This window comes from Nocardioides conyzicola (genome assembly GCF_039543825.1).
GTDB lineage: Bacteria > Actinomycetota > Actinomycetes > Propionibacteriales > Nocardioidaceae > Nocardioides > Nocardioides conyzicola.
This window is the reverse complement of record NZ_BAABKM010000002.1, coordinates 608,209-633,060: the sequence shown is the minus strand read 5'-3', so window position 1 is coordinate 633,060 and position 24,852 is coordinate 608,209. Positions and strand designations below refer to the sequence as shown.

At 71.2% G+C, this 24,852-nt stretch carries 21 protein-coding genes; 8 read left to right on the top strand and 13 right to left on the bottom strand.

The annotated features are described in order from the left end of the window. The first annotated feature begins 12 nt into the window (after positions 1-12). The 5 genes from ABEA34_RS06115 to ABEA34_RS06095 all read left to right on the top strand — a co-directional run bounded on the left by ABEA34_RS06115 (position 13) and on the right by ABEA34_RS06095 (position 7,303). The gene (locus ABEA34_RS06115; protein ID WP_345520293.1) at positions 13-1,452 is read left to right on the top strand and encodes an aldehyde dehydrogenase; all 1,440 of its coding nucleotides are present in this window, start codon (positions 13-15) and stop codon (positions 1,450-1,452) included. A 70-nt stretch (positions 1,453-1,522) separates the two neighbouring features. After that, on the top strand, positions 1,523-3,145 hold the full coding sequence (locus ABEA34_RS06110; RefSeq protein WP_345520291.1) for a succinic semialdehyde dehydrogenase: 1,623 nt from the start codon (positions 1,523-1,525) through the stop codon (positions 3,143-3,145). Then, complete coding sequence (locus tag ABEA34_RS06105; RefSeq protein ID WP_345520289.1) at positions 3,142-4,857, top strand: GMC oxidoreductase; 1,716 nt, start codon at positions 3,142-3,144, stop codon at positions 4,855-4,857. Before ABEA34_RS06110 ends, ABEA34_RS06105 begins: the two co-directional genes overlap by 4 nt. 237 nt (positions 4,858-5,094) lie before the next feature. After that, positions 5,095-6,675, top strand: coding sequence for a glutamine-hydrolyzing GMP synthase (gene guaA, locus ABEA34_RS06100; protein ID WP_345520287.1), 1,581 nt, complete (start codon positions 5,095-5,097; stop codon positions 6,673-6,675). Between the two features lie 187 nt (positions 6,676-6,862). After that, positions 6,863-7,303, top strand: a complete 441-nt coding sequence (locus ABEA34_RS06095) for an SRPBCC family protein (protein ID WP_345520285.1) — start codon at positions 6,863-6,865, stop codon at positions 7,301-7,303. Between the two features lie 6 nt (positions 7,304-7,309). Here ABEA34_RS06095 and ABEA34_RS06090 read toward each other — a convergent pair whose 3' ends face one another. The 5 genes from ABEA34_RS06090 to ABEA34_RS06070 form a co-directional block, all read right to left on the bottom strand. Further along, positions 7,310-8,176, bottom strand: a complete 867-nt coding sequence (locus tag ABEA34_RS06090) for a TIGR03619 family F420-dependent LLM class oxidoreductase (protein ID WP_345520283.1) — start codon at positions 8,174-8,176, stop codon at positions 7,310-7,312. Between the two features lie 144 nt (positions 8,177-8,320). Beyond that, entirely contained in the window at positions 8,321-8,467 is a 147-nt protein-coding gene (locus ABEA34_RS06085; RefSeq protein ID WP_345520281.1) for a GPGG-motif small membrane protein, read from the bottom strand. Positions 8,468-8,544: 77 nt separating this feature from the next. After that, positions 8,545-9,339, bottom strand: coding sequence for an SDR family NAD(P)-dependent oxidoreductase (locus ABEA34_RS06080; protein WP_345520279.1), 795 nt, complete (start codon positions 9,337-9,339; stop codon positions 8,545-8,547). A gap of 8 nt (positions 9,340-9,347) precedes the next feature. Continuing rightward, positions 9,348-9,788 carry a DUF5709 domain-containing protein gene (locus ABEA34_RS06075; RefSeq protein WP_345520277.1) on the bottom strand — a complete coding sequence of 147 codons (441 nt, stop codon included), beginning with the start codon at positions 9,786-9,788 and terminating at the stop codon, positions 9,348-9,350. Beyond that, the gene (locus ABEA34_RS06070) at positions 9,785-12,304 is read right to left on the bottom strand and encodes a bifunctional FO biosynthesis protein CofGH (protein WP_345520275.1); all 2,520 of its coding nucleotides are present in this window, start codon (positions 12,302-12,304) and stop codon (positions 9,785-9,787) included. The genes ABEA34_RS06075 and ABEA34_RS06070 overlap by 4 nt, the downstream gene beginning before the upstream one ends. Before the next feature lie 333 nt (positions 12,305-12,637). Between ABEA34_RS06070 and ABEA34_RS06065 the strand changes: the two genes are divergently transcribed. After that, a complete protein-coding gene (locus ABEA34_RS06065) occupies positions 12,638-13,618 on the top strand; it encodes a hypothetical protein (RefSeq protein WP_345520273.1) in 981 nt (326 codons plus the stop codon). Between the two features lies 1 nt (position 13,619). Here ABEA34_RS06065 and ABEA34_RS06060 read toward each other — a convergent pair whose 3' ends face one another. Next, positions 13,620-15,755 (bottom strand): MMPL family transporter, encoded by a 2,136-nt coding sequence (locus tag ABEA34_RS06060; protein WP_345520271.1) that lies wholly within the window; start codon positions 15,753-15,755, stop codon positions 13,620-13,622. Positions 15,756-15,904: 149 nt separating this feature from the next. On the opposite strand from ABEA34_RS06060, the gene ABEA34_RS06055 reads away from it, so the two are divergent. Next, positions 15,905-17,410, top strand: a complete 1,506-nt coding sequence (locus ABEA34_RS06055) for an acyl-CoA synthetase (protein ID WP_345520269.1) — start codon at positions 15,905-15,907, stop codon at positions 17,408-17,410. A gap of 2 nt (positions 17,411-17,412) precedes the next feature. Here ABEA34_RS06055 and ABEA34_RS06050 read toward each other — a convergent pair whose 3' ends face one another. From ABEA34_RS06050 to ABEA34_RS06040, 3 genes are read right to left on the bottom strand one after another with little or no spacing between them, the layout of a single operon-like run. Further along, entirely contained in the window at positions 17,413-18,315 is a 903-nt protein-coding gene (locus tag ABEA34_RS06050) for a phosphatase PAP2 family protein (RefSeq protein WP_345520267.1), read from the bottom strand. Then, positions 18,312-19,727 carry a hypothetical protein gene (locus tag ABEA34_RS06045; RefSeq protein ID WP_345520265.1) on the bottom strand — a complete coding sequence of 472 codons (1,416 nt, stop codon included), beginning with the start codon at positions 19,725-19,727 and terminating at the stop codon, positions 18,312-18,314. Before ABEA34_RS06045 ends, ABEA34_RS06050 begins: the two co-directional genes overlap by 4 nt. Continuing rightward, a complete protein-coding gene (locus ABEA34_RS06040) occupies positions 19,724-20,077 on the bottom strand; it encodes a YidH family protein (protein ID WP_345520263.1) in 354 nt (117 codons plus the stop codon). The genes ABEA34_RS06045 and ABEA34_RS06040 overlap by 4 nt, the downstream gene beginning before the upstream one ends. A 43-nt stretch (positions 20,078-20,120) precedes the next feature. On the opposite strand from ABEA34_RS06040, the gene ABEA34_RS06035 reads away from it, so the two are divergent. Then, positions 20,121-20,930 carry a thioesterase family protein gene (locus tag ABEA34_RS06035; RefSeq protein WP_345520261.1) on the top strand — a complete coding sequence of 270 codons (810 nt, stop codon included), beginning with the start codon at positions 20,121-20,123 and terminating at the stop codon, positions 20,928-20,930. A gap of 50 nt (positions 20,931-20,980) precedes the next feature. Here ABEA34_RS06035 and ABEA34_RS06030 read toward each other — a convergent pair whose 3' ends face one another. From ABEA34_RS06030 to ABEA34_RS06015, 4 genes are all read right to left on the bottom strand, one after another. Next, the gene (locus tag ABEA34_RS06030; protein ID WP_345520259.1) at positions 20,981-21,112 is read right to left on the bottom strand and encodes a hypothetical protein; all 132 of its coding nucleotides are present in this window, start codon (positions 21,110-21,112) and stop codon (positions 20,981-20,983) included. Positions 21,113-21,175: 63 nt separating this feature from the next. Next, positions 21,176-22,423, bottom strand: coding sequence for an HNH endonuclease signature motif containing protein (locus ABEA34_RS06025; RefSeq protein WP_345520257.1), 1,248 nt, complete (start codon positions 22,421-22,423; stop codon positions 21,176-21,178). 415 nt (positions 22,424-22,838) lie between these two features. Further along, positions 22,839-23,018 carry a hypothetical protein gene (locus ABEA34_RS06020; RefSeq protein ID WP_345520255.1) on the bottom strand — a complete coding sequence of 60 codons (180 nt, stop codon included), beginning with the start codon at positions 23,016-23,018 and terminating at the stop codon, positions 22,839-22,841. 28 nt (positions 23,019-23,046) lie between these two features. After that, positions 23,047-24,828 carry an RCC1 domain-containing protein gene (locus ABEA34_RS06015; protein WP_345520253.1) on the bottom strand — a complete coding sequence of 594 codons (1,782 nt, stop codon included), beginning with the start codon at positions 24,826-24,828 and terminating at the stop codon, positions 23,047-23,049. Positions 24,829-24,852 lie beyond the last annotated feature (24 nt).

The following is a 24,852-nucleotide window of genomic DNA, read 5'->3' as shown; positions in this document are numbered from 1 at the left end:
CAGGAGATCGCAGTGAGCCTCGACCAGAGCACCCTCTTCATCGACGGCGAGTGGGCAGCCCCCGCCACCGGGGACACCATCCAGGTCGTCTCGCCCCACTCGGAGCAGGTCGTCGCGACCGTGCCCGAGGGCAGCAAGGCCGACATCGACGCCGCGGTCGCCGCCGCCCGTCGCGCGTTCGACTCCGGCCCGTGGCCGCGGATGTCGCCCGCAGAGCGGATCGACGTCGTGCAGAACTTCTCGAACCTGTACGCCGGCAAGATGGGCGACATGGCCGAGATCATCTCGACCGAGATGGGCTCGCCGCTGTCCTTCTCCAACCTCGCGCAGGCGCCGGCCCCGTGGATGCAGATCGAGGCGTTCCTCACCATCGCGCGCTCCTTCCCCTGGGAGGAGAGCCGCGCCGGCTCGCTCGGCGAGGTCATCGTGCGGCACGAGCCCGTGGGCGTCGTAGCGGCCATCCCGCCGTGGAACGTCCCGCAGTTCACGATCATGTCCAAGCTGATCCCTGCCCTGCTCGCGGGCTGCACCATCGTGGTCAAGCCGGCCCCGGAGACCCCGCTCGACACCTACCTGATGGCCGATCTCCTCATGGAGGCCGGCGTACCCGCCGGTGTCGTCAACATCGTCGCCGCCGGCCGTGAGGTCGGCGAGCACCTGGTCGCGCACCCCGGCATCGACAAGGTCGCCTTCACCGGCTCCACCGCCGCCGGCCGCAAGATCGGCGCCGTGTGCGGCGAGCAGCTCAAGCGGGTCTCGCTCGAGCTCGGCGGCAAGTCCGCGGCGATCGTCCTCGACGACGCCGACCTCGCCGCCACGGTCGAGGGCCTGAAGTTCACCGCCCTGATGAACTCCGGCCAGGCCTGCGTCGCCCAGACCCGGATCCTCGCCTCGCGCGCCAACTACGAGAACGTCGTCGAGGCCCTCGCGGCGGGGGTCGGTGGCATGCAGGTCGGCGACCCGCTCGACCCCGCGACCGAGATCGGCCCGATGGTCGCGCAGCGTCAGCAGGAGCGCGTCGAGAAGTACATCGCGCTCGGCCAGGAGGAGGGTGCCCGCGTCGTCCTCGGCGGCAACGGCATGCCCGACGGGCTGTCGTCCGGCTGGTACGTGCGGCCGACGATCTTCGCCGACGTCAACAACGGGATGCGGATCGCCCAGGAGGAGATCTTCGGGCCGGTCCTCTCGGTCATCCCCTTCGACGACGTGGACGACGCGATCCGGATCGCCAACGACTCCGAGTACGGCCTCGCCGGCACCGTCTGGACCGGCGACGTCGAGGCCGGTCTCGACGTAGCCCGCCAGGTCCGCGCCGGCACGTACGGCGTCAACACCTACACGATGGACTTCGCGGCGCCCTTCGGCGGCTTCAAGAACTCGGGCGTCGGCCGCGAGTTCGGCCCCGAGGGTCTCGCGCAGTACACCGAGCTGAAGTCGATCTACAAGCCGTGACGCGCGTTCGTCCGCCTCAGACCGGTCCATCCACCGGACTGAGGCGGACGACCCGCGTACCCTCGGTCCCATGAGCGCCCAGAACCCCAACCCTGCTGGCGATCCGGCCCTCGTCGGGCCACCGGACCCCGAGCACGACCCGCGCGCGTCGTACGCCCTGGAGCCGGAGTACGTCGGCGCGCTCACCGCCCGCCTGGTGGCGACCAGCGGGACCACCGCCGAGGTGCGCTCCCCGCTCAACGACGCCCCGCTGGCGCACATCCCGCAGTCGACGCCGCAGGACGTGGCCGAGGCCTTCAGCCGGGCCCGGCAGGCCCAGGTGGCATGGGCGCGCACCCCGGTCGCGGTGCGCTCCGAGATGCTGCTGCGTCTGCACGACATCGTGCTCGACCGGCAGGACGAGATCGTCGACCTGATCGTGTGGGAGAACGGCAAGGCCCGCAAGCACGCGTTCGACGAGCCGCTGCACGTCGCGCTGACCGCCCGCTACTACGGCCGTACGGCGAGCCGGCACCTCGGCACCCGCCGCGTCCCGGGTGTCTTCCCGGTGCTGACGCGCGCCGAGATCAACCGGGTGCCCAAGGGCGTCGTCGGGATCATCTCGCCGTGGAACTACCCCTTCAACCTCGCCCTGATCGACGGCCTCGCCGCGATCGTGGCCGGCAACGCGGTCGTCACCAAGCCGGACGCCCAGACGATGCTGTCCGCGCTCCTCGGCGCCGAGCTGCTCGAGGAGGCCGGCTTCCCGAAGGACATCTGGCAGGTCGTCGCGGGCTCCGGCCCGGAGATCGGCGGCGCGATCATCGACCGGGCCGATTACGTCTGCTTCACCGGCTCCACGGCCACCGGCCGGCTCGTCGCCCGCGCGTGCGCCGACCGGCTGATCGGCAGCTCGCTCGAGCTCGGCGGCAAGAACCCCCTCCTCGTCCTGCGCGACGCCGACCTCGAGAAGGCGGCCGAGGGCGCCGTGCGCGCGTCGTTCTCCAGCTCGGGCCAGCTCTGCGTCTCGATCGAGCGGATGTTCGTGGCCGACCAGGTCTACGACCGCTTCGTCGAGCGCTTCGTCGCCCGCACCCAGGCGATGACCCTGGGCGCGACCCTCGACTGGGGCAACGACATGGGCACGCTCATCTCGCAGGCCCAGCTCGACACCGTCGTCGCGCACGTCGACGACGCGGTGGCCAAGGGAGCCCGGGTCCTCACCGGCGGCAACCACCGCCCCGACCTCGGGCCCTACTACTTCGAGCCCACGATCCTGGAGGGCGTCACGCCCGACATGACCTGCTTCGGCAAGGAGACCTTCGGCCCGGTCGTGTCGCTCTACCGGTTCCACGACGAGGCGGACGCCATCGCCCGCGCCAACGGCGGTGACTACGGACTGAACGCGTCGATCTACAGCCAGGACGGCGCCCGGGCGCGCTTCATCGCGCGCTACATCAAGTGCGGCACGGTGAACATCAACGAGGCCTTCGGCGCCACCTTCGCCAGCCTCGACACCCCGATGGGCGGCATGCGCGAGTCCGGCACCGGCCGCCGCCAGGGCGCCGAGGGGGTGCTGCGGTTCACCGAGACCCAGTCGGTCGCGACCCAGCGGGTGATGCCGCTCGGCCCGCAGCTCGGCATGTCCGACGAGCTCTACGCGAAGGTGATGACCGTCAACCTCCGCCTCCTCAAGAAGCTGGGCCGGGCATGACGTACGACTTCGACGTCCTGGTCATCGGCTCGGGCTTCGGCGGCTCCGTCACGGCGCTGCGGCTGACCGAGAAGGGCTACCGGGTCGGCGTCATCGAGGCCGGTGCCCGGTTCGAGGACGAGGACCTGCCCGAGACGTCGTTCGAGGTCTCCAAGTACCTCTTCCGGCCCGAGGTCGGCTGCTACGGCATCCAGCGCATCGACGCGCTGCGCGACTGCCTGATCGTCTCCGGCGCCGGGGTCGGCGGCGGCTCGCTGGTCTACGCCAACACGCTGTACGAGCCGATGTCGCCGTTCTACGAGGACGCGCAGTGGAGCCACATCACCGACTGGCGCGAGGAGCTCGCGCCGTACTACGACCAGGCCAAGCGGATGCTCGGCGTCGTCGAGAACCCCCTGCGCACGCCGTCCGACGACGTCATGGAGAAGGTCGCCACCGAGATGGGGGTGGCCGACACGTTCCACCCGACCCCGGTCGGCGTCTTCTTCGGCGACGAGGGCGCCGGCATGGGCCAGACAGTCGACGACCCGTTCTTCGGCGGCGCCGGGCCGGAGCGCCGGACCTGCATCGGCTGCGGCTCCTGCATGACGGGCTGCCGGCACAACGCCAAGAACACCCTGGTCAAGAACTACCTGCACCTGGCCGAGGGCAACGGCGCGAAGGTGCTGCCGCTGACCACCGTCACCCGGGTCGCGCCCCGCACCGAGGGCGGGTACGACGTCCACGTCCGCTACACCAAGGCCAAGATCAACCGGCGTACGTCGCGCCGCGTGCTCACCGCCGAGCAGGTCGTCTTCGCGGCCTCCGCGCTCGGCACCCAGCGGCTGCTGCACCAGATGAAGGACGAGGGTCACCTCCCGCAGGTCTCCGAGCGCATCGGCTACCTGTCCCGCACCAACTCGGAGTCCATCGGCGGCGTCATCGGCCCCCGCGACGCAGACGTCGACTACAGCCAGGGCATCGCGATCACGTCGAGCTTCCACCCCGACGCCAACACCCACATCGAGCCGGTCCGCTACGGCCCCGGCAGCAACCTGATGTCGCTGCTGCAGTCGGTGCTCACGGACGGCGACGGCGACGAGCCGCGCTGGCGCACCTGGCTGCGGGAGATGTGGGCCCAGCGCCGCGACGTCGCCAACCTCTACGACATGAAGCACTGGTCGGAGCGCACCGTGATCGCGCTGGTGATGCAGAGCCTCGACAACTCGATCACGACGTACACGAAGCGGATCCCGTTCACGCGCAGGCGCTACGTGACCTCCAAGCAGGGCCACGGCGTCCCCAACCCGACCTGGATCCCGGCCGGCAACGAGGCGATCCGGATGATGGCGGACATCATGGACGGGTTCCCCGGCAGCGCCGTCGGCGACGCCTTCAACAAGCCGCTGACCGCCCACTTCATCGGAGGCTGCGCCATCGGCGACGCCCCCGAGACCGGCGTGGTCGACCCCTACCAGCGCCTCTACGGGCACCCGGGGCTGCACGTCGCGGACGGCTCCGCGGTGACCGCCAACCTGGGGGTGAACCCGTCGCTGACGATCACCGCGCAGGCGGAGCGGGCGATGGCGTTCTGGCCCAACAAGGGGGAGACGGACACGCGACCCGACCTGGGCTCGGCGTACCGCCGGATCGCCCCGGTTCGCCCGGTCGCTCCGGTCGTCCCGGACAGCGCACCCGGCGCGCTCCGCCTGCCGATCGTCGGCGTCAGCTGACCGCTCGACGGGTCGTTCACAGAAACCTCAAATATCTCGGTTCCGTCCCGTGACCCGCCTCTCGACCTGTCGTTGAGCCAGCGGACCCGGCAAGCACGCTCCCTCCCACCGTCGGGTCCCATGTCCAGGCGCTGTTCCGCAGTTGCAGGGACGGTCAGGGCCCGGCCATCCCTCCCTCCCCGGCCGGGCCCTGATGCACGTCCAGGGCAGGGGTGGAGTCCCGATAGGCTTGGCCGCATGACGGCGGCTGAGCATGACCTGGTCCTGGTGGTCGACTTCGGGGCGCAGTACGCCCAGCTGATCGCGCGCCGCGTGCGCGAGGCCCGGGTCTACTCCGAGATCGTGCCGCACACGATGCCGGTCTCCGAGATGCTCGCGCGCGGTCCCAAGGCGATCATCCTGTCCGGCGGACCCTCGTCGGTGTACGCCGAGGGCGCCCCCGCGATCGACACCGCGGTCTTCACGGCCGGCACCCCCGTCTTCGGCATGTGCTACGGCTTCCAGCTGATGGCGCGCGGCCTCGGCGGCGAGGTGGCCCCCACGGGTGCTCGCGAGTACGGCCGCACCGCCGTCACGGTCAGCGACGGCGGCACCCTGCTCGGCGACATCCCGGCCGCCCACACCGTGTGGATGTCGCACGGCGACTCGGTCGTCGCCGCCCCCGCCGGCTTCGACGTGCTGGCGTCGACCCCCGACACCCCGGTCGCTGCCTTCGAGGACGTCGAGCGCGGCCTGGCCGGCGTCCAGTGGCACCCCGAGGTGCTGCACACCGAGCACGGCCAGAAGGTGCTCGAGCACTTCCTGGTCGACATCGCCCACTGCCGGCAGACCTGGACGATGGTCAACATCGTCGACGAGCAGGTCGACAAGATCCGCGCCCAGATCGGCGAGCGCGGCAAGGCGATCTGCGGCCTGTCCGGTGGTGTCGACTCCGCCGTCGCGGCCGCGATCGTGCAGCGCGCGATCGGCGACCGGCTGACCTGCGTGTACGTCGACCACGGGCTGATGCGCAAGGGCGAGACCGAGCAGATCGAGCGCGACTTCGTCGCCGCGACCGGCGCCGAGCTGGTCGTCGTCGACGCGGAGAAGCAGTTCCTCGACGCCCTCGCCGGGGTCACCGACCCCGAGGAGAAGCGCAAGATCATCGGCCGCGAGTTCATCCGCACCTTTGAGGCCGCCGAGGCCGAGGTCCTCGGCGATGCCGTCACCGGGGAGCACGCCGACAGCGTCGCGTTCCTGGTGCAGGGCACGCTCTACCCCGACGTCGTCGAGTCGGGCGGGGGAGCGGGCACCTCCAACATCAAGTCGCACCACAACGTCGGCGGTCTCCCGGACGACCTCGAGTTCGAGCTGGTCGAGCCGCTGCGCACGCTCTTCAAGGACGAGGTCCGACTGGTCGGCGAGCAGCTCGGCCTCCCCGGCGAGATCGTCTGGCGGCACCCCTTCCCCGGCCCCGGCCTCGGCATCCGGATCATCGGCGAGGTGACCCGCGAGCGACTCGACATCCTGCGCGAGGCCGACGCGATCGCCCGCGAGGAGCTGACCCGCTCGGGGCTGGACCGCACCATCTGGCAGATGCCGGTCGTGCTGCTGGCCGACGTCCGCTCCGTCGGCGTCCAGGGCGACGGGCGCACCTACGGGCACCCGGTCGTGCTGCGTCCGGTCACCTCCGAGGACGCGATGACCGCCGACTGGGCGCGCCTGCCCTACGACCTGATGGAGCGGATCTCCACGCGGATCACCAACGAGGTCCGGGAGATCAACCGGGTCACCGTCGACATCACCTCGAAGCCCCCGGGCACCATCGAGTGGGAGTGAACCAGACGCGTTGAGCCGGGGTTCAAGAAGTTTCCGCAAGGTTTCTGCAAGTAGGCAGACAAGAGCGTTCCGAACCCATACATTTATCAACGAACCGCCGGGGACCCGAGACCCCGGCGGTTCTTCAATTTCTGCTCCGCGGTGTCGACACCGCGTGCGAGCACGCGAGGCGGGGTACCTCCGGCTCATGGCGACCAACACCCGACGGATGCACGCGACTCCCGAGCAGGTCTGGGAGGTGCTCGCCGACGGCTGGCTCTACCCCCTGTGGGTGGTGGGTGCCTCGCGCATGCGCGAGGTGGACGACCACTGGCCGGCGGTCGGCGCGAAGCTCCATCACTCGGTGGGCAGCTGGCCGCTGCTCATCGACGACACCACCGAGGTCGTCGACGTGGTGCCGGGCTCGATGCTGCGGCTGCACGCCCGCGCCCGGCCGACGGGCACGGCCGAGGTGACGATCCGGCTGGAGGCGGTCAGTGCCGAGACCGACGTCATCATCGTCGAGGACGCGATCTCCGGCCCCGGGCGGCTGGTGCCCAAGGTGCTGCGCACCCCGCCCCTGACGTGGCGCAACGTCGAGGCGTTGCGGCGCCTGGCGTACGTCGCCGAGCGCCGCGCGGCCGGCTGACGACCGCTACCCGTTGAGGGGCACGAGCACGTCGGCAGCGAAGCGCTGCATCGCGTCGAGCTTCTGCTCCAGCGTGGCGTCGAGTCCGTGGTAGTAGGCCCACGGCATCGTCCAGCAGTCCGTGACGCCGCCGGCCCGCGCCTGTTCGAAGTGCTCGGGGAGGAAGGCGTCGTTGAGGGCGGTGATCACCGAGAAGTCGCCCTCCGCGCCGATCTCGGCGCGAGCGGCCGCCAGCCGGCCGGCGATCGAGGTCGCCTCCTCGATCGAGTAGAGGTCGCCGACCCAGCCGTCGTGGCGCGCGGCCCGGCGGAAGGCGATGTCCGAGAGCCCTCCGACGATGATCGGGATCGGCTCGGTCGGCGTCGGCTCCATCACGAGGCGCGGGGCGTGGTAGAAGGTGCCCTCGAACTCCGTCCAGCCCGGCTTCCAGAGCTCGGCCAGCAGCGCGAGTGCCTCGTCGGTCCGCTTCCCACGCGTGGAGAAGTCCTGCTCGAGCAGCTCGAACTCCTCGCGGCACCAGCCGATGCCGACCCCGAGGCTGACCCGGTTGCCCGACAGCACGGCGGCGGTGCCGACGCTCTTGGCGACCTGGAAGGGGTTGCGGATCGCGGGCACGTAGACCGAGGTCAGGAAGCGCAGCCTGGTCGTCACCGCGGAGAGCGCACCGATCAGCACCCACGGGTCGGGCCAGGCGGCGTCGTGGTCCCAGCGTCGCTCACCGTCCGGCGTGTAGGGGTACGGCGTCGCCAGGGTCTCCAGGTCGACCACGTGGTCGGGGACCGCGATCGAGTGGTAGCCGAGCTCGTCGGCGGCTCGGGCCAGGGGGATCAGGTGGTCGACCGGCTGGAAGGCGGTGCTGATGGCGAAGCGCACGGGTCCACCATAGAGGCAAAGTAGAACGTGTTCTTGTTCAAACCCATCCATTCGGGTGGGGTTTGCGGGTTTCGGGGCGGGTACTCACCAGACAGCGAAGGGGCCGGTCACTCACGCAGTGGCCGGCCCCCTTCGTTGTCTGCGCTACTTCGTGAAGAGGCTGACGCCGCCCGGTCCGACCAGCAGGCCGACGATGATCAGCACGATCCCGAAGAGGAGCTGACCACGGAAGAGCTGGACGATGCCGCTCACGACCAGGATGACGGCCAAGATCCACAGAATGAATGCCACGGTAGTTTTCCCTCCCTTTGACGCGGAGTGTCCGCGACTGAAGGTCTGTACCCAGGGCCAGCCGAGATCAGTCCTCGTCAGGGCAGGATGCTGTCGACGTACCCACCGTCGACGCGGACCGCGCCTCCGGTCGTGGCCGAGGCCAGCGGTGAGCTGAGGTAGGTCACGAGGTGGGCGATCTCCTCGGGCTCGATCAGTCGCTGGATCAACGACTGCGGCCGGTGCTTGCGCATGAACTCGCGCTGCGCCTCGTCCCACGGGAGGTCGCGGTCGACCAGCTGGTAGACGAAGTCCTCGACCCCGCCGGTGTGCGTCGGCCCGGCGATCACCGAGTTGACCGTCACACCGGTGCCGGCCGCCTCCTTCGCGAAGCCGCGGGAGACCGCCAGCAGCGCGGTCTTGGACACGCCGTAGTGGATCATCTCAGTCGGGATCACCACCGCGGAGTCGCTCGCGATGTAGAGGACCCGGCCCCAGCCGCGGTCGGCCATCCGGGGCAGGTGGTGGCGGGTGAGGCGTACGGCGGCCAGCACGTTGACCTCGAAGAAGCGACGCCACTCGTCGTCGGTGATCTCCAGCGCCGGGCGCGACTCGAAGATGCCGAGGTTGTTGACCAGCACGTCGACGTCCGGCAGGGCGTCGACGGCGGCCGCGAAGCCGTCGTCGGACGCGACGTCGGCGACCACGGCGACGAGGTGGGCGTCCGGCAGGTCGGCACGCAGCTCGTCGATGGCGCGGTCGACCGAGGCGGCGCTGCGGCCGTTGACCCCCACCCGGGCGCCGGCGGCGGCGAGTCCGCGCACGATCGCCAGGCCGATGCCCTGGGTGGAACCGGTGACGAGCGCGGTGCGGCCCGAGAGGTCGATCTGCATCGGCTCGGTCAGTCGCCCTCGGTGTAGTCCTCGACCACGTGCATGGCGGCCTCCTCGGCCGACGCGGCGCCGTCGTCGATGCCGACGTCGTCGCCCACGAGGTCCTTCTCCTGGTCCTCGCCGAGTCCCTGGTCCACGTCGACCAGCCGACCGGCCCGGACGTCGCCGACCTCGGCGTCGTCCACGAAGTCGTCCTCGGTCTCGGCGTACGGGTCCGGCTCGGGCTCTTCCTGCGCGAGCCGCTGGTCGATGCCCTCGCGGTGCTCCTCCTCCCAGGGCGTGTTGCCGTAGCCCTGGCCGGCGGAGTACTTCTCGGGCGGCGAGTAGCCGCGGTCCAGCTCGTCGGCGACCGTGGGATCACCGAGGTCGTCGATGTTGCCCGGCTGGTCCTCGTCGTCGACGCTGTAGCCGCCGTAGATCTCCTGGTCGCCGTTGTCCGAGCTGCTCACCGTGGTGTCCCTCCGTACGTCGTCGTGCGTTCGCGGACGGGCCGGCCGATCCCGGCCCCGATCTCGACGAGCTCCTCGACGGTCTTCGCGGAGCCGTGCTCCGAGCCGGCCATCCGGGAGATCGTCTCCTCCATCAGGGTGCCGCCGACGTCGTTGGCGCCCGACTGCAGCATGGCACGGGTGCCGTCCACCCCGAGCTTGACCCAGGAGGTCTGGATGTTGCTGATCCGGCCGTGCAGCATGATCCGGGCCATCGCGTGCACGGCCAGGTTGTCGCGCAGCGTCGGGCCCGGGCGCGCGACGCCGGCCAGGTAGATCGGCGCGGACGTGTGCACGAACGGCAGCGGCACGAACTCGGTGAAGCTCGCCGCGCCGGCCTCGAACGACCTGTCCTGGATGCCGGCGAGGACCTTGAGGTGTCCGACCCAGTGCCGCGGGTGGTCGACGTGGCCGTACATCATCGTCGACGTCGTCGGGATGCCCACGCGGTGCGCGGTCGAGACGATCTCGACCCAGGTCTTCGTCGGCAGCTTGCCCTTGGTGAGCACCCACCGGACCTCGTCGTCGAGGATCTCCGCCGCCGTGCCGGGCAGCGAGCCGAGGCCGGCCTCGCGGGCCTTGATGAGGAAGTCCTCGATCGAGAGGCCGGTGCGGGCGGTGCCGTTGACGATCTCCATCGGCGAGAACGCGTGCACGTGCATCTCCGGCACGCGCTGCTTGACGGCCGAGACCAGGTCGAAGTACGCCGTCGCCGGCAGCTCCGGGTCGATGCCGCCCTGCATGCAGACCTCGGTGGCACCGAGCTCCCACGCCTCCTCGGCGCGGTCGGCGACCTCGTCGAGGGACAGCGAGTAGGCGTCGGCGTCGGTCCGCCGCTGGGCGAACGCGCAGAACCGGCAGCCGACGTAGCAGACGTTGGTGAAGTTGATGTTGCGGTTGACCACGTAGGTCACGTCGTCGCCGACCGTCTGGCGGCGCAGGTCGTCGGCGAGCCGGCAGACCTCACGCAGCAGGTCGCCCTCGGCGGTCATCAGGGTCAGGGCGTGCTCGTCGGAGAGGTTGCCGGGGTCGCGCTCGGCCGCCTTCAGCGCCTCGCCACCCTCGGCGTGCAGCACCGCGGGGCCCCCGGTGCGGTCGGCGGCGTGCTGCACCTCGTCCCAGTCGCCGTACACGTTGGCGAAGTCCGAGCGCCGGTCGTCGGTGCGGCCCTCGGTGTCGACGGCCTCGAAGAGGTCGGTGCGGCCGACGCTCGCGAACCCGCCGTCGGGCTCCTGCCACGGCAGCCCGCTGGGGCGTACGCCGGGCCGGGCCAGGCCGTCCGGGGTCGCGAGTGCCGCGACGTGGCCGGAGACCCGCGGGTCCAGCCAGGGCTCGCCGGCACGGACGTACTCGGGGTGGACGGTCAGCCGGGCGGTGAGCTCGAAGCCGCACTCCGCAGTGAGGTCGCGCAGCCGCTCGAGCGACGGCCAGGGACGCTCCGGGTTGACGTGGTCCGGCGTCAGCGGGGAGACGCCTCCCCAGTCGTCGACGCCGGCGCCGAGCAGCAGCCGGCACTCCTCGAGGTCGACCAGGTTGGGCGGCGCCTGCACCCGGGCCTTGGGCCCGAGCACGATCCGGGTGACGGCGATCGTCGCGCGGTACTCGTCGAGGTCGAGGTCGTCGGTGTGCCGCATGGCGGTGTCGGGCTTCGCCCGGAAGTTCTGGACGATCACCTCCTGCACGGCGCCGAAGGCCCGCGAGACCTGGCGCAACGCGAAGATCGTGTCGGCGCGCTCGTCGAGCGTCTCGCCGATGCCGACCAGCAGGCCGGTGGTGAAGGGGATCGAGAGCCGGCCGGCGTCCTCGAGCACCCGCATCCGGACCTCGGGGTCCTTGTCCGGGGAGCCGTAGTGGGCCTCGCCCTTGGTCTCGAACAGCCGGCGCGACGTCGTCTCGAGCATCATCCCCATCGACGGGGAGACCGGCTTGAGCCGGTTGAGCTCCTCCCACGACATGACGCCTGGGTTGAGGTGGGGCAGCAGCCCGGTCTCCTCCAGCACCCGCACCGCCATCGCGCGGACGTAGGCGAGGGTCGAGTCGTAGCCCTGCTCGTCGAGCCACTCCCGCGCCTCGGGCCAGCGGTCCTCGGGCCGGTCGCCGAGGGTGAAGAGCGCCTCCAGGCAGCCGAGCTCGGCTCCCTGGCGGGCGATGTCGAGGATCTCGTCGGGCGACAGGAACATCGCGTGCCCGGCCCGCGTCAGCTGACCCGGTGACTCGACGAACGTGCAGTAGTGGCAGCGGTCCCGGCACAGCTTGGTGACCGGGATGAAGACCTTGGGGGAGTACGTGACCACCCCGGGCCGTCCCGCGGCCACCAGGCCGGCGTCGCGGACCTTGGCGGCGGCTGCGGTGAGCCGGTCGAGATCGGCACCGGTGGCGGCCAGGAGCACGGCCGCCTCGGCGACGTCGAGGGCCGCGCCGCGCTCGGCCCGCGCCAGAGCCCGTCGTACCTGCTGGGGGGTGGGCCGGTCACTCACGACCTCAGGCTAGCCAGCCGCACCCAGACGCGGGACGGGCGGTCGCCTGTCGGTCAACGACGCCGCGCCCTGGGCCGACTCGACCCCCGTGTCCCGAGTCGACCCAGGGTGCATGTGACATCCCCATGTCGGCGCCCGGACCGCGGATCTCGCACTCCCCCCGGAGCGGACCCTGCGATCGGGCGTCGAACTGATAGTGGCGCGCGCCACGTCAGAAGTCGTGTCCGAAACCGGCCATGGCAGACATCGGACTGTCCGATCTCGGACATGGCCGCCAGCGGACACGCTGTGACCGGGCTCGGCTGCTTCGCTGGAGCGTGCGACTATCTCCCGGTGCGCTCGGACCCTCACTCTCGCTCGGCCGAGCTCGTGGCCCTCGAGGTGCTGGGGGTCGGGCTCCGCTCCCGTGCGGGCACCGTCGCCGAGCTGGCGGCTCTGGCCGTGCGTGACGAGGACGAGGTACGCCGCGACCTCGAGTGGCTCCACTCCCAGGGCTTCGTCGACGTCCATGGTGACCGGATCGGCTACACCGCGCCGGAGGAGGTCATCGCCGACGTCGTACGCCGTCGCGCCGGCGACCTGGGCGCCGAGATGCTCCGGCACCTCGCCGACCTGGCCGAGGTCGTCGGCCAGCTGCCGGCACTGGCCCGCGAGTGGGACACGGGTGCGGACGCCCACCAGGTCCTCGACATCGAGGTCTTCCACGGCCCGGAGGCGGTCGTCGACCTCTGGCACCTGCGCCAGAGCAAGCAGCCCGCCAGGCGCACCGACGTCGTGCTCCCGGACGCCTCTCGCCTCTACGTCGCCGATCCGGCGATGCAGGAGTTCTGGCACGAGGCGAGCAAGGGTGAGGGCAACTCCACGCGGGTGATCGCCTCGATCGCGGACGCCGTCCACCCCGCCGCGCAGCAACGGGTCACCGAGGAGCTCGAGGGCGGCGTGCAGCTGCGCCTGCTGGCCCGGCCGCCCGGCTGGTTCTGGATCACCGACGAGACGACCGTCGCGCTCCCGCTGACCTGGGGCGAGGCGTGGCCGACGTCCGTCGTCGCGGTGCGCAGCCGCGCCGTCGCGGGCATGGCGGCCTGGGTGTTCGAGCGGCTGTGGGAGCGGGCCGTCCCCGTCCGCGCCGAGCGCGCGGCCTGGGACTCGCTGCTCATGCTGATGGACGGTGGGGCCACCCTCGAGGCCGCGTCCCGGGCGCTCGGGATCTCCGAGCGCACCGGTCGGCGGCGCGTCGCCGACGCGATGGAGCACTTCGGCGTCAGCTCGATGCTCGCGCTGGGCGTCGCCTGGGGCGACGCCCGGCGCGGCTGAGTCAGACCCGCGCAGGCTCCGACTCGGCTTCGGCTGCCGGCTCTGCCGGCGGCTCCACCGGCGGCTTGCGGTCGAGCGCGCTCGGCCACCAGATCTTCCCGCCGAGGTCGAGGTTGATCGCCGTCACGAGCACCGACCGGACGATGATCGTGTCGAGGATGACACCGAAGGCCACGGCCGTGCCGAGCTCGCTCAGGAACACCAGCGGCAGCGAGCCGAGGACCGCGAACGTCGCCGCGAGCACCAGTCCCGCGGACGTGATCACGCCGCCCGTGGCGCGCAGCGCGACCAGGCTGCCCTGACGGGTGCCGCGGGTCTGCGTCTCCTCGCGGACGCGCGTCATCAAGAAGATGTTGTAGTCGATGCCGAGCGCGACGAGGAAGGTGAAGACGAACAACGGGAACGACGCATCCGTGTGGAGGAAGCCGTCTCCCTCGGTGAAGAGGTGGGAGTAGATCCCCCGGAAGATCAGCGTCGAGATGCCGAGCGCGGCCCCGAACGACAAGATCACCGTGAGGATCAGGAGCACCGGCGACAGCACGGCTCGCAGGAGCAGCATCAGGATCAGCATCACGACGAGCAGGACGACCGGGATGATCACCCAGTTGTCGCGGTGCGAGGCCTCCTGGATGTCGAGGTAGAGGGCCGAGGTGCCGCCGACCTGGGCGTCGGCACCGGGCACGGCGTGCACGGCGGTCCGGATCTCCTTGACGACGTCGAAGGCGGCCTGGTCGGCGACGTCGCCCGAGACCGGCACGGTCACCAGCGCGGTGCCGTCCTGGGGTGGGATGTCGGTGTTGGGCTCACCGGCTCCGTCGACCGAGCGGACCGCGTCGGCGACCGCCTGGGCCTGGTCCGCGTTGGCCACGATCATGATGGGGCTGGACGTGTCGACCATGCCGTGCTGCTCGAGCAGCCGCTGGCCCTTCACCGACTCGAACGTCTTCGTGTACTGGTCGGTCGAGCTGAGCCCGCCCGTGTCGAGCTTGAACACGCCCAGGCACGCGATCAGGAGGATCACGGCGGTCGTCACCCAGACCACCCGCGGTCGCGGCGCGATCGAGCGCCCGACCTTCGACCACAGGCCGGAGGCGGTCGGTTCGGGCGAGCCGAACGCCGGACGCTTCGGCCAGAAGAGCCAGCGCCCGAAGATGACCAACCAGGCGGGCAGCACGGTCAGCATGACGAGCAGGGTGACGCCGACGCCGATCGCGAGCACCGGCCCGAGGCCGGCGGTGGAGTTCATCTCGGCGAGCGTCAGGCAGAGCATGCCGACCGCGACCGTCGACGCGCTGGCGATGATCGCGGGCGCGGCGCGGTGCAGCGCGTACGCCATCGCCTCGTGCCGGTCCTCGTGACGACGGAGCTCTTCCCTGTATCTCGCGACGAGGAGCAACGCGTAGTCGGTGCCGGCGCCGATCACGAGCACCGTGAGGATGCCCTGGCTCTGGCCGTTGACCGTCAGGTCGGCGTACTTGGCCAGCAGGTAGACCAGGCCCTGGGAGATCTCGAGGGCGCAGACGGCCGACAGGATCGGGACGATCCACAGGATGGGGCTGCGGTAGGTGAACAGCAGGATGATGATGACCACGCCGAGGGTCGCGAAGAGCAGCGTCCCGTCGATGCCGGCGAACGCCTCCGCCGAGTCGGCCGCCTGCCCGCCCTGACCGGCGATGTTGACGTCGACCCCGTCGATCGCCGCGATCCTGCGCAGCTCGTCGGCGGTGTCGGGGAGGTCGTTCCACCCGTTCTTGCCGAAGTTGTAGGTCACGACGGTCTGGGCGACCTGGCCGTCGTCGGACACCAGCGGGCCCTTCGCCTCGCCGACCACGCCGTCCATCGCGGAGATGTCGGGCAGCTGTCCCTGGATCGCCGCCAGGTCGTCCTGCGTCAGCCCGCCGTCGCGGTGGTAGACGACGATCGTCGGGATGTCGTTCTGGTCCTGGAACGGCGCCAACCGGTCCAGCGCCTTGGTCGACTCCGCGCTCGACGGCAGCCACGAGGAGGCCTCGTTGTTCTGGACGTCGGTGAGCTTTGAGCCGAGGAAGGCCATGGGGAAGAAGACGAACAGCGCGAAGGCTGCGACGATCCACTTGGTCACGGGGCTGGTGAGCTTGCCGGCGATCTGACGGTGCATGGTGTCCACTCTTTCAGGGGGCGGGGACAGTCGCATCGGGGTTTTCCCCTAGTCCGACCGTCGAAGGATGGCGGACTCATCGGTCACCCGTACGACGAACCGGACAGTCCGGATCCGACGCCGCGGACCCGGTGTCCTAGATTCGGTTCATGTACCCGGGAACCTGGGCGGCGAAGAACCCCGACAAGCCGGCGCTGGTGATGGCCGGCTCCGGCCGGACGCTCACGTACGGCGAGCTCGACGCCCGCAGCCTGCGGCTGGCGCACGTGCTCCAGGACGCGGGCCTGGGGGTGGGCGACGTGGTCGCGCTGCTCTCCGACAACCGACCCGAGACGTACGAGGCCTACTGGGCGGCGCTGCGGTCCGGGCTCTACATCACCGCCGTCAACCACAACCTCTCGGCCGAGGAGGCGTCGTACATCGTCCGTGACTGCGGCGCGAAGGCCCTCCTCGTCTCGCCGGCCAAGGCCGACCTGGCGGCGCACCTCGACGTCGAGGTGGGGACGGTGCTCACCTTCGGCGGGGACTACGAGGACGCCCTGGCCGCGGCGAGCGCCGAGCCGCTCGCCGAGCAGCCCCACGGCGACGACCTGCTCTACTCGTCCGGCACCACCGGACGGCCGAAGGGGATCAAGCCGCCGCTGCCGCCGATCGCGGTCGACGAGCCCGGCTACGTCTACCCGACGGTCTTCGGGTCGCTCTACGGCTTCGACGAGGACACCGTCTACCTCTCGCCGGCTCCGGTGTACCACGCGGCGCCGCTGCGCTTCGGCGGCGTGATCCACACGCTCGGCGGCACGCTGGTGATGATGGAGAAGTTCGACGCGGAGGCAGCCCTGCGGGCGATCGAGCGGTACGGCGTGACCCACACCCAGATGGTGCCGACGATGTTCGTGCGGATGCTCAAGCTGCCCGAGGAGGTGCGGGCGTCGTACGACGTGGGCTCGCTGCAGGTCGTCGTGCATGCGGCGGCCCCGTGCCCGGTGGACGTGAAGCGCCGGATGATCGAGTGGTTCGGCCCGATCATCCACGAGTACTACGCCTCCACCGAGTCCAACGGCGCGACCTTCATCGACTCGCAGGCGTGGCTCGAGAAGCCCGGCTCGGTCGGGACCGCGCTGATGGGGATCATCCGGATCTGTGCCGACGACGGCAGCGTGCTCGGGCCGGGGGAGGTCGGCACCGTCTACTTCGAGCGGGAGCAGCGCACGTTCAGCTATCACAACGACCCCGAGAAGACCGTGTCCACGCAGCATCCCGACCATGAGAACTGGACGACGGTCGGGGACCTCGGCTACCTCGACGAGGACGGCTACCTCTTCCTCACCGACCGCAAGGCCTTCATGATCATCTCGGGCGGGGTGAACATCTACCCGCAGGAGATCGAGGACCTCTTCAGCCTGCACCCGGCGGTCACCGACATCGCCGTCATCGGCGTGCCGGACGACGAGATGGGGGAGCGGGTGGTCGCGTTCGTCGAGGCCGCGCCGTCGGCGGTCCCCGGCGACGCGCTCGCGGCCGAGCTCACGGCGTACGCCCGCGAGCGCATCGCGCACTTCAAGGTGCCGCGGGAGTTCCACTTCCGCGACGAGCTGCCGCGCACGCCCACCGGGAAGATGGTGAAGGGCAGGCTGCGGGACGAGTACGCCGGCTGAGGTCAGTGGTTGACCGACGACGCGCGGCGTCGTTCCCACCGCGAGACGCCGATCATCACCAGACCGGCGAGCAGGCAGCCGCAGATCGCGTCGATGACGTAGTGCTCGGCGAAGTAGGTCAGCGCCAGCGCCATCGCCGCCGGGTAGAGCAGCAGCAGCCAGCGGTACGCCGTCCGCAGCCGCGAGATGCCGTAGAGCGCGACCAGGCAGGCGATCCCGCAGTGCAGCGACGGCATCGCGGCGACCTGGTTGCCCATGCCGAACATGACCATCGTCTGGCGGTGCAGGTCGAAGCCGCCCAGCTCCAGCTGGGACCAGCCACGTCTGGTGATCCGGTGCACCTCGGGCAGGTAGCCGTCACGCGCGGCCATCCACGGCGGCGCCATCGGGTAGACGACGTAGATCGCGAGCCCGGCGAAGAGCAGGGTGAGGTAGCGCCGCAGCCACCGCACCCACTCGTCCCGGTTGCGCACCCACAGCACGCCGGCCAGGGTGAGCGCGACGAGGAAGTGGGACGCGTAGACGGTGGTCAGCACGACGTCGTACCAGTGCGGCGGGAGCGTCTTCAGGCACGGCTGGCCGCACCACGCGTGCTGCAGCCGGACCGTGGGCGCGACGCCGCCGCCCAGCCACTCGTCCACGCGGATCGGCATCGTGTAGTGCGGGGCGATGCCGATCTCGTCGGCCAGCCCGCGGCCCAGCCAGTAGACGACGATCAGCAGTAGTGGCTTCCACCAGTCGCGCCAGAACGCGAGCGGGTCGCGCGGCCGCTCCTCGACCTGCCACGCGAGCGTGCCGAGCCAGATCCACACGATGACGCCGGCCGGGTCGTTGGGGATGCCGACGACGAGGCACCAGAGGAGCAGCAGGACGCCGTACGCCGTCGTCGCGGTCGTGCGTGTCATCGACCGACCTCGCGGTAGATGGTCCAGTCGTCGGTGGTGGCCGCGCGGTCGTAGTGCTCGGCCAGCACCCGGTTGGCGGTCGAGCCGTCGATACCCCAAGAGCCCAGCGACCTGCCGGCGACGATCACCCAGGTCGGCCGGTCGGCGCCCTCGAGGAGCGCGCTGAGGTCGCGGAGCTCCGGGTCGTGCACCCGCACCGGGAGGCTCCACAGGTCGGGGTAGGGGCTGCGCAGCCCGGTCGACTGCAGGATGTTGGGCGCACCGAACGCAACCACCGCGGTGTCACCGGGCCGCTTGTGCGCGTCGAGCCAGTGGACGACCGGGTGCTCGGGCCGTTGGATCGGCCGGACGCCCACGACGACCAGCGCGCCGATGGTCGAGACCGCCATCAGGGCGTACGTCGCACGCAGGAGGCGTTGCCCGGGCAACGTCCGCTGGCAGGCAGCGGCGGTCAGCAGCACCAGCGCCGGCACCAGGCCCATCAGGTAGTGGAGCCAGTAGCTGCCGCCGCCGAGCACGACGAACAGCTCCCACCCCAGCGTCGCGAGGGCGGGCCAGCGGAGGTCGACGACCCCGGGGGTGGCGCGCTCGGGCAGCCGTCGCGCGAGCACCACGACCAGCACCGGGGCGCCGGTGAGCAGCAGGGCGAGCAGCATCGAGCCGAGGCGCCGGGTCGTGCTGTCGGTCGCGGAGCTGGCGATCACCGACGCGGCCTGCTGGCGGAAGACCACGACGGCGTCCCACAGCTCGCCCGGATCGGTGCCGCGGGTGGAGGCGACCCACAGCGCGAACCCGATCGTCGCGACCGCACCGACCGCGATCCCCAGGACCGGGCGGACCCGGCGGCTGACGAGGGCGAGCACGGCGGCGAACACGAACACGTCGAGCAGGCTCTGCTTCACCAGGGCGCCGCTCGCTCCGGCGGCGCCGGCGAGGACCCCCCACCACAGCGCCGCCCGGCCCGAGTCGGCACGTACGGCGCAGAGGGCGGCGACGATCCCGCCCACCAGGAAGGGCAGCCCGAGCAGCTCTCCGTTGACGACGGTGCCGCCGAAGAGCGGCGTCACGGTCAGGAGTGCGGCGGTCGCCGCGGTCAGCACCGGAGCCGACGGCCGGCCAGGTGCCGCGAGCCGGCCGAGCACGCCGCTGAGCAGCACCGCGGCCACCACCGCCACGATGCCGAGCGCCCGGAACGCCCATCCGCCGCCGGCGACGTCGGCCAGGTCGGCGAGCGCGATCAGCCCGGGTGGACGGTCGACGAAGTAGTCGCCGTACAGCGAAGAACCCGGTGACCACTGGCTGGCGAGCAGCAGCAGCCCGCCTTCGTCGGGGCTGAGCGAGCGGCCGGCGAACGGCACCAGGCAGAGCCCGGCGACGCCCGCCAGGATCCCGACCTGTCTCCGAGGGGTCACGCGAACGAGATGGCGAGCAGGACTGCTCCCACGAGCACGGCGCCGGTCAGCAGGAAGCCGAGGTTGAAGGCAGGCAGCGGGGCGCTCGTGCGCATCGCCCGCTCGACCCGCGCCCACCGGACCATCGCGAAGGCGGTGAACAGCCCGCCGAAGAGCACCAGGGTGATCGCCAGCACCGACCGCACCCACTGCGTCTCGGGGAGCCCGAGCGCGTGCAGCGCGACGCCGCCCGCCAGCATCGCCAGCGAGGTGCGCACCCACGCGAGGAACGTGCGCTCGTTGGCGAGCGTGTAGCGGGGGTCCGGCTCCTGCCCGGCGTCGTAGACCCAGTGCGGTCGGCGTTGCGTCATGGCGCCCATCCTTCCGCATCCGGGCGCCTCTAGGCTCGCGGGTGTGACGTACGAGTTCGACGCCCACACGGCCGTGCACGACAACGGCGACGGGACGTACGCCGCCGACCTCGACCCGGGGTGGGTCGTCGGAGGTGGCGTCAACGGCGGCTACCTGCTCGCGGTGATCGGTACGGCGCTGCGCGCGAGCTTCCCCGCAAAGCCCGACCCGCTCGCCGTCTCGGCCTACTACCTCTCCGCCGGCACTCCCGGACCGGCCGAGGTCGCCGTCGACGTACGCCGTGAGGGCGGCAGCGTCGGCACCGCCTCCGTCGAGCTCCGCCAGGACGGCGTGACGCGGATCGCCGCGCTCGCGACGTACGGCGACCTCGACCGGCTGGGCGACGACGTGCGGACCACGGCCGAGGAGCTCGACCTGCCGCCGGTGGAGGAGTGCGTGGCCAACACGCTCTCCCCCAAGGAGATCCTCGAGATGGCGCCGATGATGGGCCGCTTCGACATGCGCTTCCACCCCGACCACGTCGGCTGGGCCGTCGGCCAGCCCAACGGGCGCGGTGAGATCGCCGCGTGGTTCCGCCTCGCCGACGGCCGTGAGCCCGACCCGGTCTCGCTGCTGATGGTGGTCGACGCCCTGCCGCCGGTGACCTTCTCGCTCGGGATGATGGGCTGGGCACCCACCCTCGAGCTCACCGCCCACGTCCGCGCGAAGCCCGCCCCGGGCTGGCTCAAGGTCCGCCACGCGACCCGCAACCTGGCCGGCGGCATGTTCGAGGAGGACTGCGAGGTCTGGGACTCCGCCGGCCGCCTGGTCGCCCAGAGCCGTCAGCTCGCGAGGCAGCCCCGCCCGGTCTGACCGGCGGACGCCTTTCGACCAGCACCCGTGCCGAGCTGGACGTGGCGGCCTCAGAACTCCTCTGGGTTGTATCCGAGGAGGAGCGCTATGAAAAATGTTCCCCATAGGAGCGCGGCGGCCAGCAGTGGAGCACCGATCACGACGACAACCAGCGTCCAGAAGACCGAGAGGTTGAGGTTCACGCCGCGAGCGTAGACCGCCACCCGGGCGGACGCCCGGGAATCAGCGTGCTGTGGAGATTCGGTCTAGCACCGGCGGTGGAAGCTGACCTTTCCGGTGGCTTGATGGGTCGTGTCGTACGTCGGGTCGTGGGCTCGTGCGTGGTGTCTCGGGCAGAGCAGCCCGCCGTTAACCAGGTCGGTGTCGCCGTCGTCGGCCCAGCGGGTCCAGTGATGTCCGTGGCACATCCAAGGTGGCCAGTCGCACCCCTCGGCGCGACAGCCGCCGTCACGGATGCTCAGGGCGGTGAGCTGGGCCTTGGTGAAGAACCGCTTGGCTCTGCCGACGTCGAGGACCTCGCTCTTGCCGTTGAGGACGACGGGGAGGATCCGAGCGGTGCACGCCAAGCGGCGGACCTGGCGGGGACTGATCTTCTCGCCGGTGTCGAGGACACCTGCCTTCTCGAGTCTTCCGGTCAACACGTCGAGATCGATGTGAACCATGATCGTCGCGTCGGTGCCGCCGACCTTGGGCAGGTCCTTGGCGCTGATGCGTTCGATGAGCTCGGCGAAGGCGCGGCCCATCCGCTCGGGTCCGGGGCGGCGTTCGACGCCGGGTCCGTGGGTGGCGGCCTGGTGCTTGGGCGCGGCGATCGCGAGGAGCATCTTCTTGAGCATCGCCGCCTGGACCGTCGGGAGCGTGAACCTGGCGTGGGTCTTGCCGTGCCCGTCGTCGGTCATCGTCAACCGCATCGCCTGCGCGGCCTTGGCCTCTTCCTTCTCCAGGAGGTCGGCCTCGTGCTGGTCCGCGAGGTCGGGTGCCACCACTTCCAACAGGCGGCGGCCGAGGATCCGCAGGGTCTTGGCGCCATGCTCGGACGCGGCATCGACCAGGTGCCGTTCGGCGCGGATCACCAGGTCGGTGTCCAGGTCAGCCGGCAGCTCCTTGACGGCGCGGACGATGACCTGGGCCTGCTCGGGGCGGAGGTCACCGGCGGCGAGGGCGTCGCGGACCACGTCGTGGGTGTCGAGGTCGTAGCCGAGGTGCACCACCCCAGCGGCGGCCGACCGGGTGAGCCTGGTTTGGTGGGCGAGCCAGGTCGCGGTCGACGTCGCGCCGGTCTCGGTGCCGACCTGCAGCTCGTCGGCGTGCCGCGCGACCCGGGCGCGGAGCTCGACGACCTGGGCCTCCAACCGGGTCAGCTCCAGCAGCGTCGACGCCGCTTCGCCAGCGCTCATCGACCACACCGACGCATCCACCACGGCATCGGCGACACCGCGCATCCGCGCGGTCGCCGTCGCCACCTGGTGGTGGGGTGTGGTCATCGCTGTCATGGGACTAGCCAAGCACTGACCACCGACAGTCAGAGGCCTCAGAGGGCGTTATCCACAGGGTTGTAGGTCACGAAACGGTCACGATCTGATGGAGGGAGGGCGGTTGGCTTTCCGGGGTTTCGACACGGGCCTGGCGGCCCTCCTCAACCACCGGTGGCCACGACCGGAAAGCCGGGAGGCGACCGCAACCCCCTGCCCGCCGTACCCGCGTAGCTGCCTATCGGCGACCAACCCGGACGGACCCGCAGGCCACTGACAGTCGGAGGGCGGCGTCGACACGGGCCTAGCGGCCCTCCTCAACCACCGGCGAGGGCTACGGCCGGAAACCCGGGCGCCGACCGCAACCCACCGCCCGCCGTACCCCGTAGCTGCCCTGTCGGCGACCGACCCGGACGAACCCGCAGCCGACGGACACCTACCGATTCGTCGGGCAGTCCGGGTTGGTGCAGACCCGCTCGTCGACGGTCGAGTCGCCGTCGCCGACGAAGCCCTCGGGATCGCCGACAGGCTCACCGGAGGGAGTGGGCGGCGCGGAGCGCGCCACCAGTCGGACCTCGGAGCCACAGACGGAGCAGGGCGCGCTGTCGAAGTACATGCCCTCCTGGTACCCAGCAGCGGCTGACCTACCGCTTCCTGACCCGGACCGTCGTCGAGACCACACTGCCGGCGAGATACCCCGAGCGACGCCCGGTGACCCGGATGCTCAGTCGCTTGCCGACGTCTGCGACCGTCGCCTTGTACGCCCGCCCGGTCGCGCCGCGGATGGCCGAGCCGTTGCGCAGCCACTGGTAGGACAGCGCGGTCGCGGCCGGAGCGAAGCCCCCGGCGGCGGCACCAGCGACCTTCAGCCGCTTGCCCTGCTTGGCGGTGCCGGTGACCTTCGGCTTCGCCCTCGTCCAGTGCAGGGGTACGGCGACGCCGGTCACCGCAGCCGACGTGCGTGGCGTGGGCTCCCCGCCGGGAGGAGTGACGGTCACCGTGACGGTGAGCGACTTCGCGACGTCGGCGACCGCGACCTGGTAGGTCGTGGTCGTCGCGACGACGGCACCGCCGCGCCTCCAGGCGTAGGTCAGGTCCGAGCCGGCCGGCACCCAGCTGCCCAGCGTGGCGGCCAGGGTGCTGCCGACCCGCGGCGAGCCGGTGATCGTGGGCGTCCCGGCCGGCACCACCACCGGCGGGGTCGCGACCGGCAGCCCGGTGAACGGCGTGAACGAGTCCTTGTCGCCCGTCCCGGTGAGCCGGCCGTCGTCGTTGTTGCCGGCGCCGAGGACCGTCCCGGCGTCCGTGGCCACGGCCCCGTCGTAGTCGCTGACCCCGACCGCCACGACGGCGCCGGCGGTGTCGGTGCGACCGCCGAGCACGAGCTGGTGCCGCGGGGTCGAGTCGTCCGGGATGCCGAGGCTTCCGTACGCCGTGCGCCCGGCGGCGTACACGTTGCCGTCCGAGCCGGCGACCAGCGAGTGCTGGAGCCCGATGTCGCCGGCGACCGCCTGGACTCCCGACGGGAGGCCGAGCATGGGGGTCAAGGTCTTGATGTCGTCGCTCGAGGTCTGTCCCGCCTGGCCCCAGGTGTTGGAGCCCGTGGCGTAGGGGACGCCGTCGGACCCGATGACGATCGTCGAGCTCGCGCCGGCACCGATGTCGACAGCGGTCACGCCGTCGGGGAGCCCGCTGAAGGGCGTCAGGACCGCGCGGGCGGTGGAGTCCTCGCCCGTGATCTGGCCGTTCCCGGCGTCACCGATGCCATAGACGGTCCCGTTCGAGTAGCGCACCACCAACGCGCCGAAGGTCGTCTCCAGCTCGACCGGCACCGCGCCGGCGGCGAGCCCGGCGGGCTTCGGGATCAGGGTCCAGGAGGTCTTGTCGGCCTGGCCGCCGGACACAAAGGGTCCGAGGAGCGGGTAGAGGTTCTGGCCGATGCCGTAGACGTTGCCGTCGGCGCCCGCGGCGAACGACGTACGCCGCATCGCTGCGACCACGGTGAACCCGCCCGCGGGCGCACCCTCGGTGATCGGGGTGAGCGTGGTGCGGTAGTTCGGGGCTCCGTCGCTCACCCCGAGCTCGCGGTTGGTGTTGTCGCCGGTGCCGTAGACCAGCCCGTCCGACCCGCGCACCAACGAGAACGCGCCGCCGGCCGCGACGTCGGTCGCGGTGACCCCCGACGGGAGCCCGGTCATGGCGGTGAGCGTGGTCGTGTCCGTCCCGCTCATGCCGGTGAGCTGGCCGGCGTTGTTGTCGCCGGTGCCGTAGGGCCTGCCGTCGGCGCCGACCACCACCGTGTGGTGGACGCCGACGTCGAACACGAGCGGGGCGACCGGGTCGGCTGCGAGCGCGGGCGCCTGGAGGGCGGACAGGGAGCCGACGGCGAGCGCGAGGACGGTGGCCGAGACGGCGAGACGCGACATGGTCACGACCGTAAGCACCCCAGG

Coding starts and splice junctions, on each gene's coding strand:
- ABEA34_RS06060 (WP_345520271.1), bottom strand. CDS start 15,755: ATGCACCGTCAGATCGCCGGCAAGCTCACCAGCCCCGTGACCAAGTGG.
- ABEA34_RS06020 (WP_345520255.1), bottom strand. CDS start 23,018: ATGTACTTCGACAGCGCGCCCTGCTCCGTCTGTGGCTCCGAGGTCCGA.
- ABEA34_RS06050 (WP_345520267.1), bottom strand. CDS start 18,315: ATGACACGCACGACCGCGACGACGGCGTACGGCGTCCTGCTGCTCCTC.
- ABEA34_RS06015 (WP_345520253.1), bottom strand. CDS start 24,828: ATGTCGCGTCTCGCCGTCTCGGCCACCGTCCTCGCGCTCGCCGTCGGC.
- ABEA34_RS06055 (WP_345520269.1), top strand. CDS start 15,905: ATGTACCCGGGAACCTGGGCGGCGAAGAACCCCGACAAGCCGGCGCTG.
- ABEA34_RS06095 (WP_345520285.1), top strand. CDS start 6,863: ATGGCGACCAACACCCGACGGATGCACGCGACTCCCGAGCAGGTCTGG.
- ABEA34_RS06105 (WP_345520289.1), top strand. CDS start 3,142: ATGACGTACGACTTCGACGTCCTGGTCATCGGCTCGGGCTTCGGCGGC.
- guaA (WP_345520287.1), top strand. CDS start 5,095: ATGACGGCGGCTGAGCATGACCTGGTCCTGGTGGTCGACTTCGGGGCG.
- ABEA34_RS06025 (WP_345520257.1), bottom strand. CDS start 22,423: ATGACAGCGATGACCACACCCCACCACCAGGTGGCGACGGCGACCGCG.
- ABEA34_RS06080 (WP_345520279.1), bottom strand. CDS start 9,339: ATGCAGATCGACCTCTCGGGCCGCACCGCGCTCGTCACCGGTTCCACC.
- ABEA34_RS06110 (WP_345520291.1), top strand. CDS start 1,523: ATGAGCGCCCAGAACCCCAACCCTGCTGGCGATCCGGCCCTCGTCGGG.
- ABEA34_RS06040 (WP_345520263.1), bottom strand. CDS start 20,077: ATGACGCAACGCCGACCGCACTGGGTCTACGACGCCGGGCAGGAGCCG.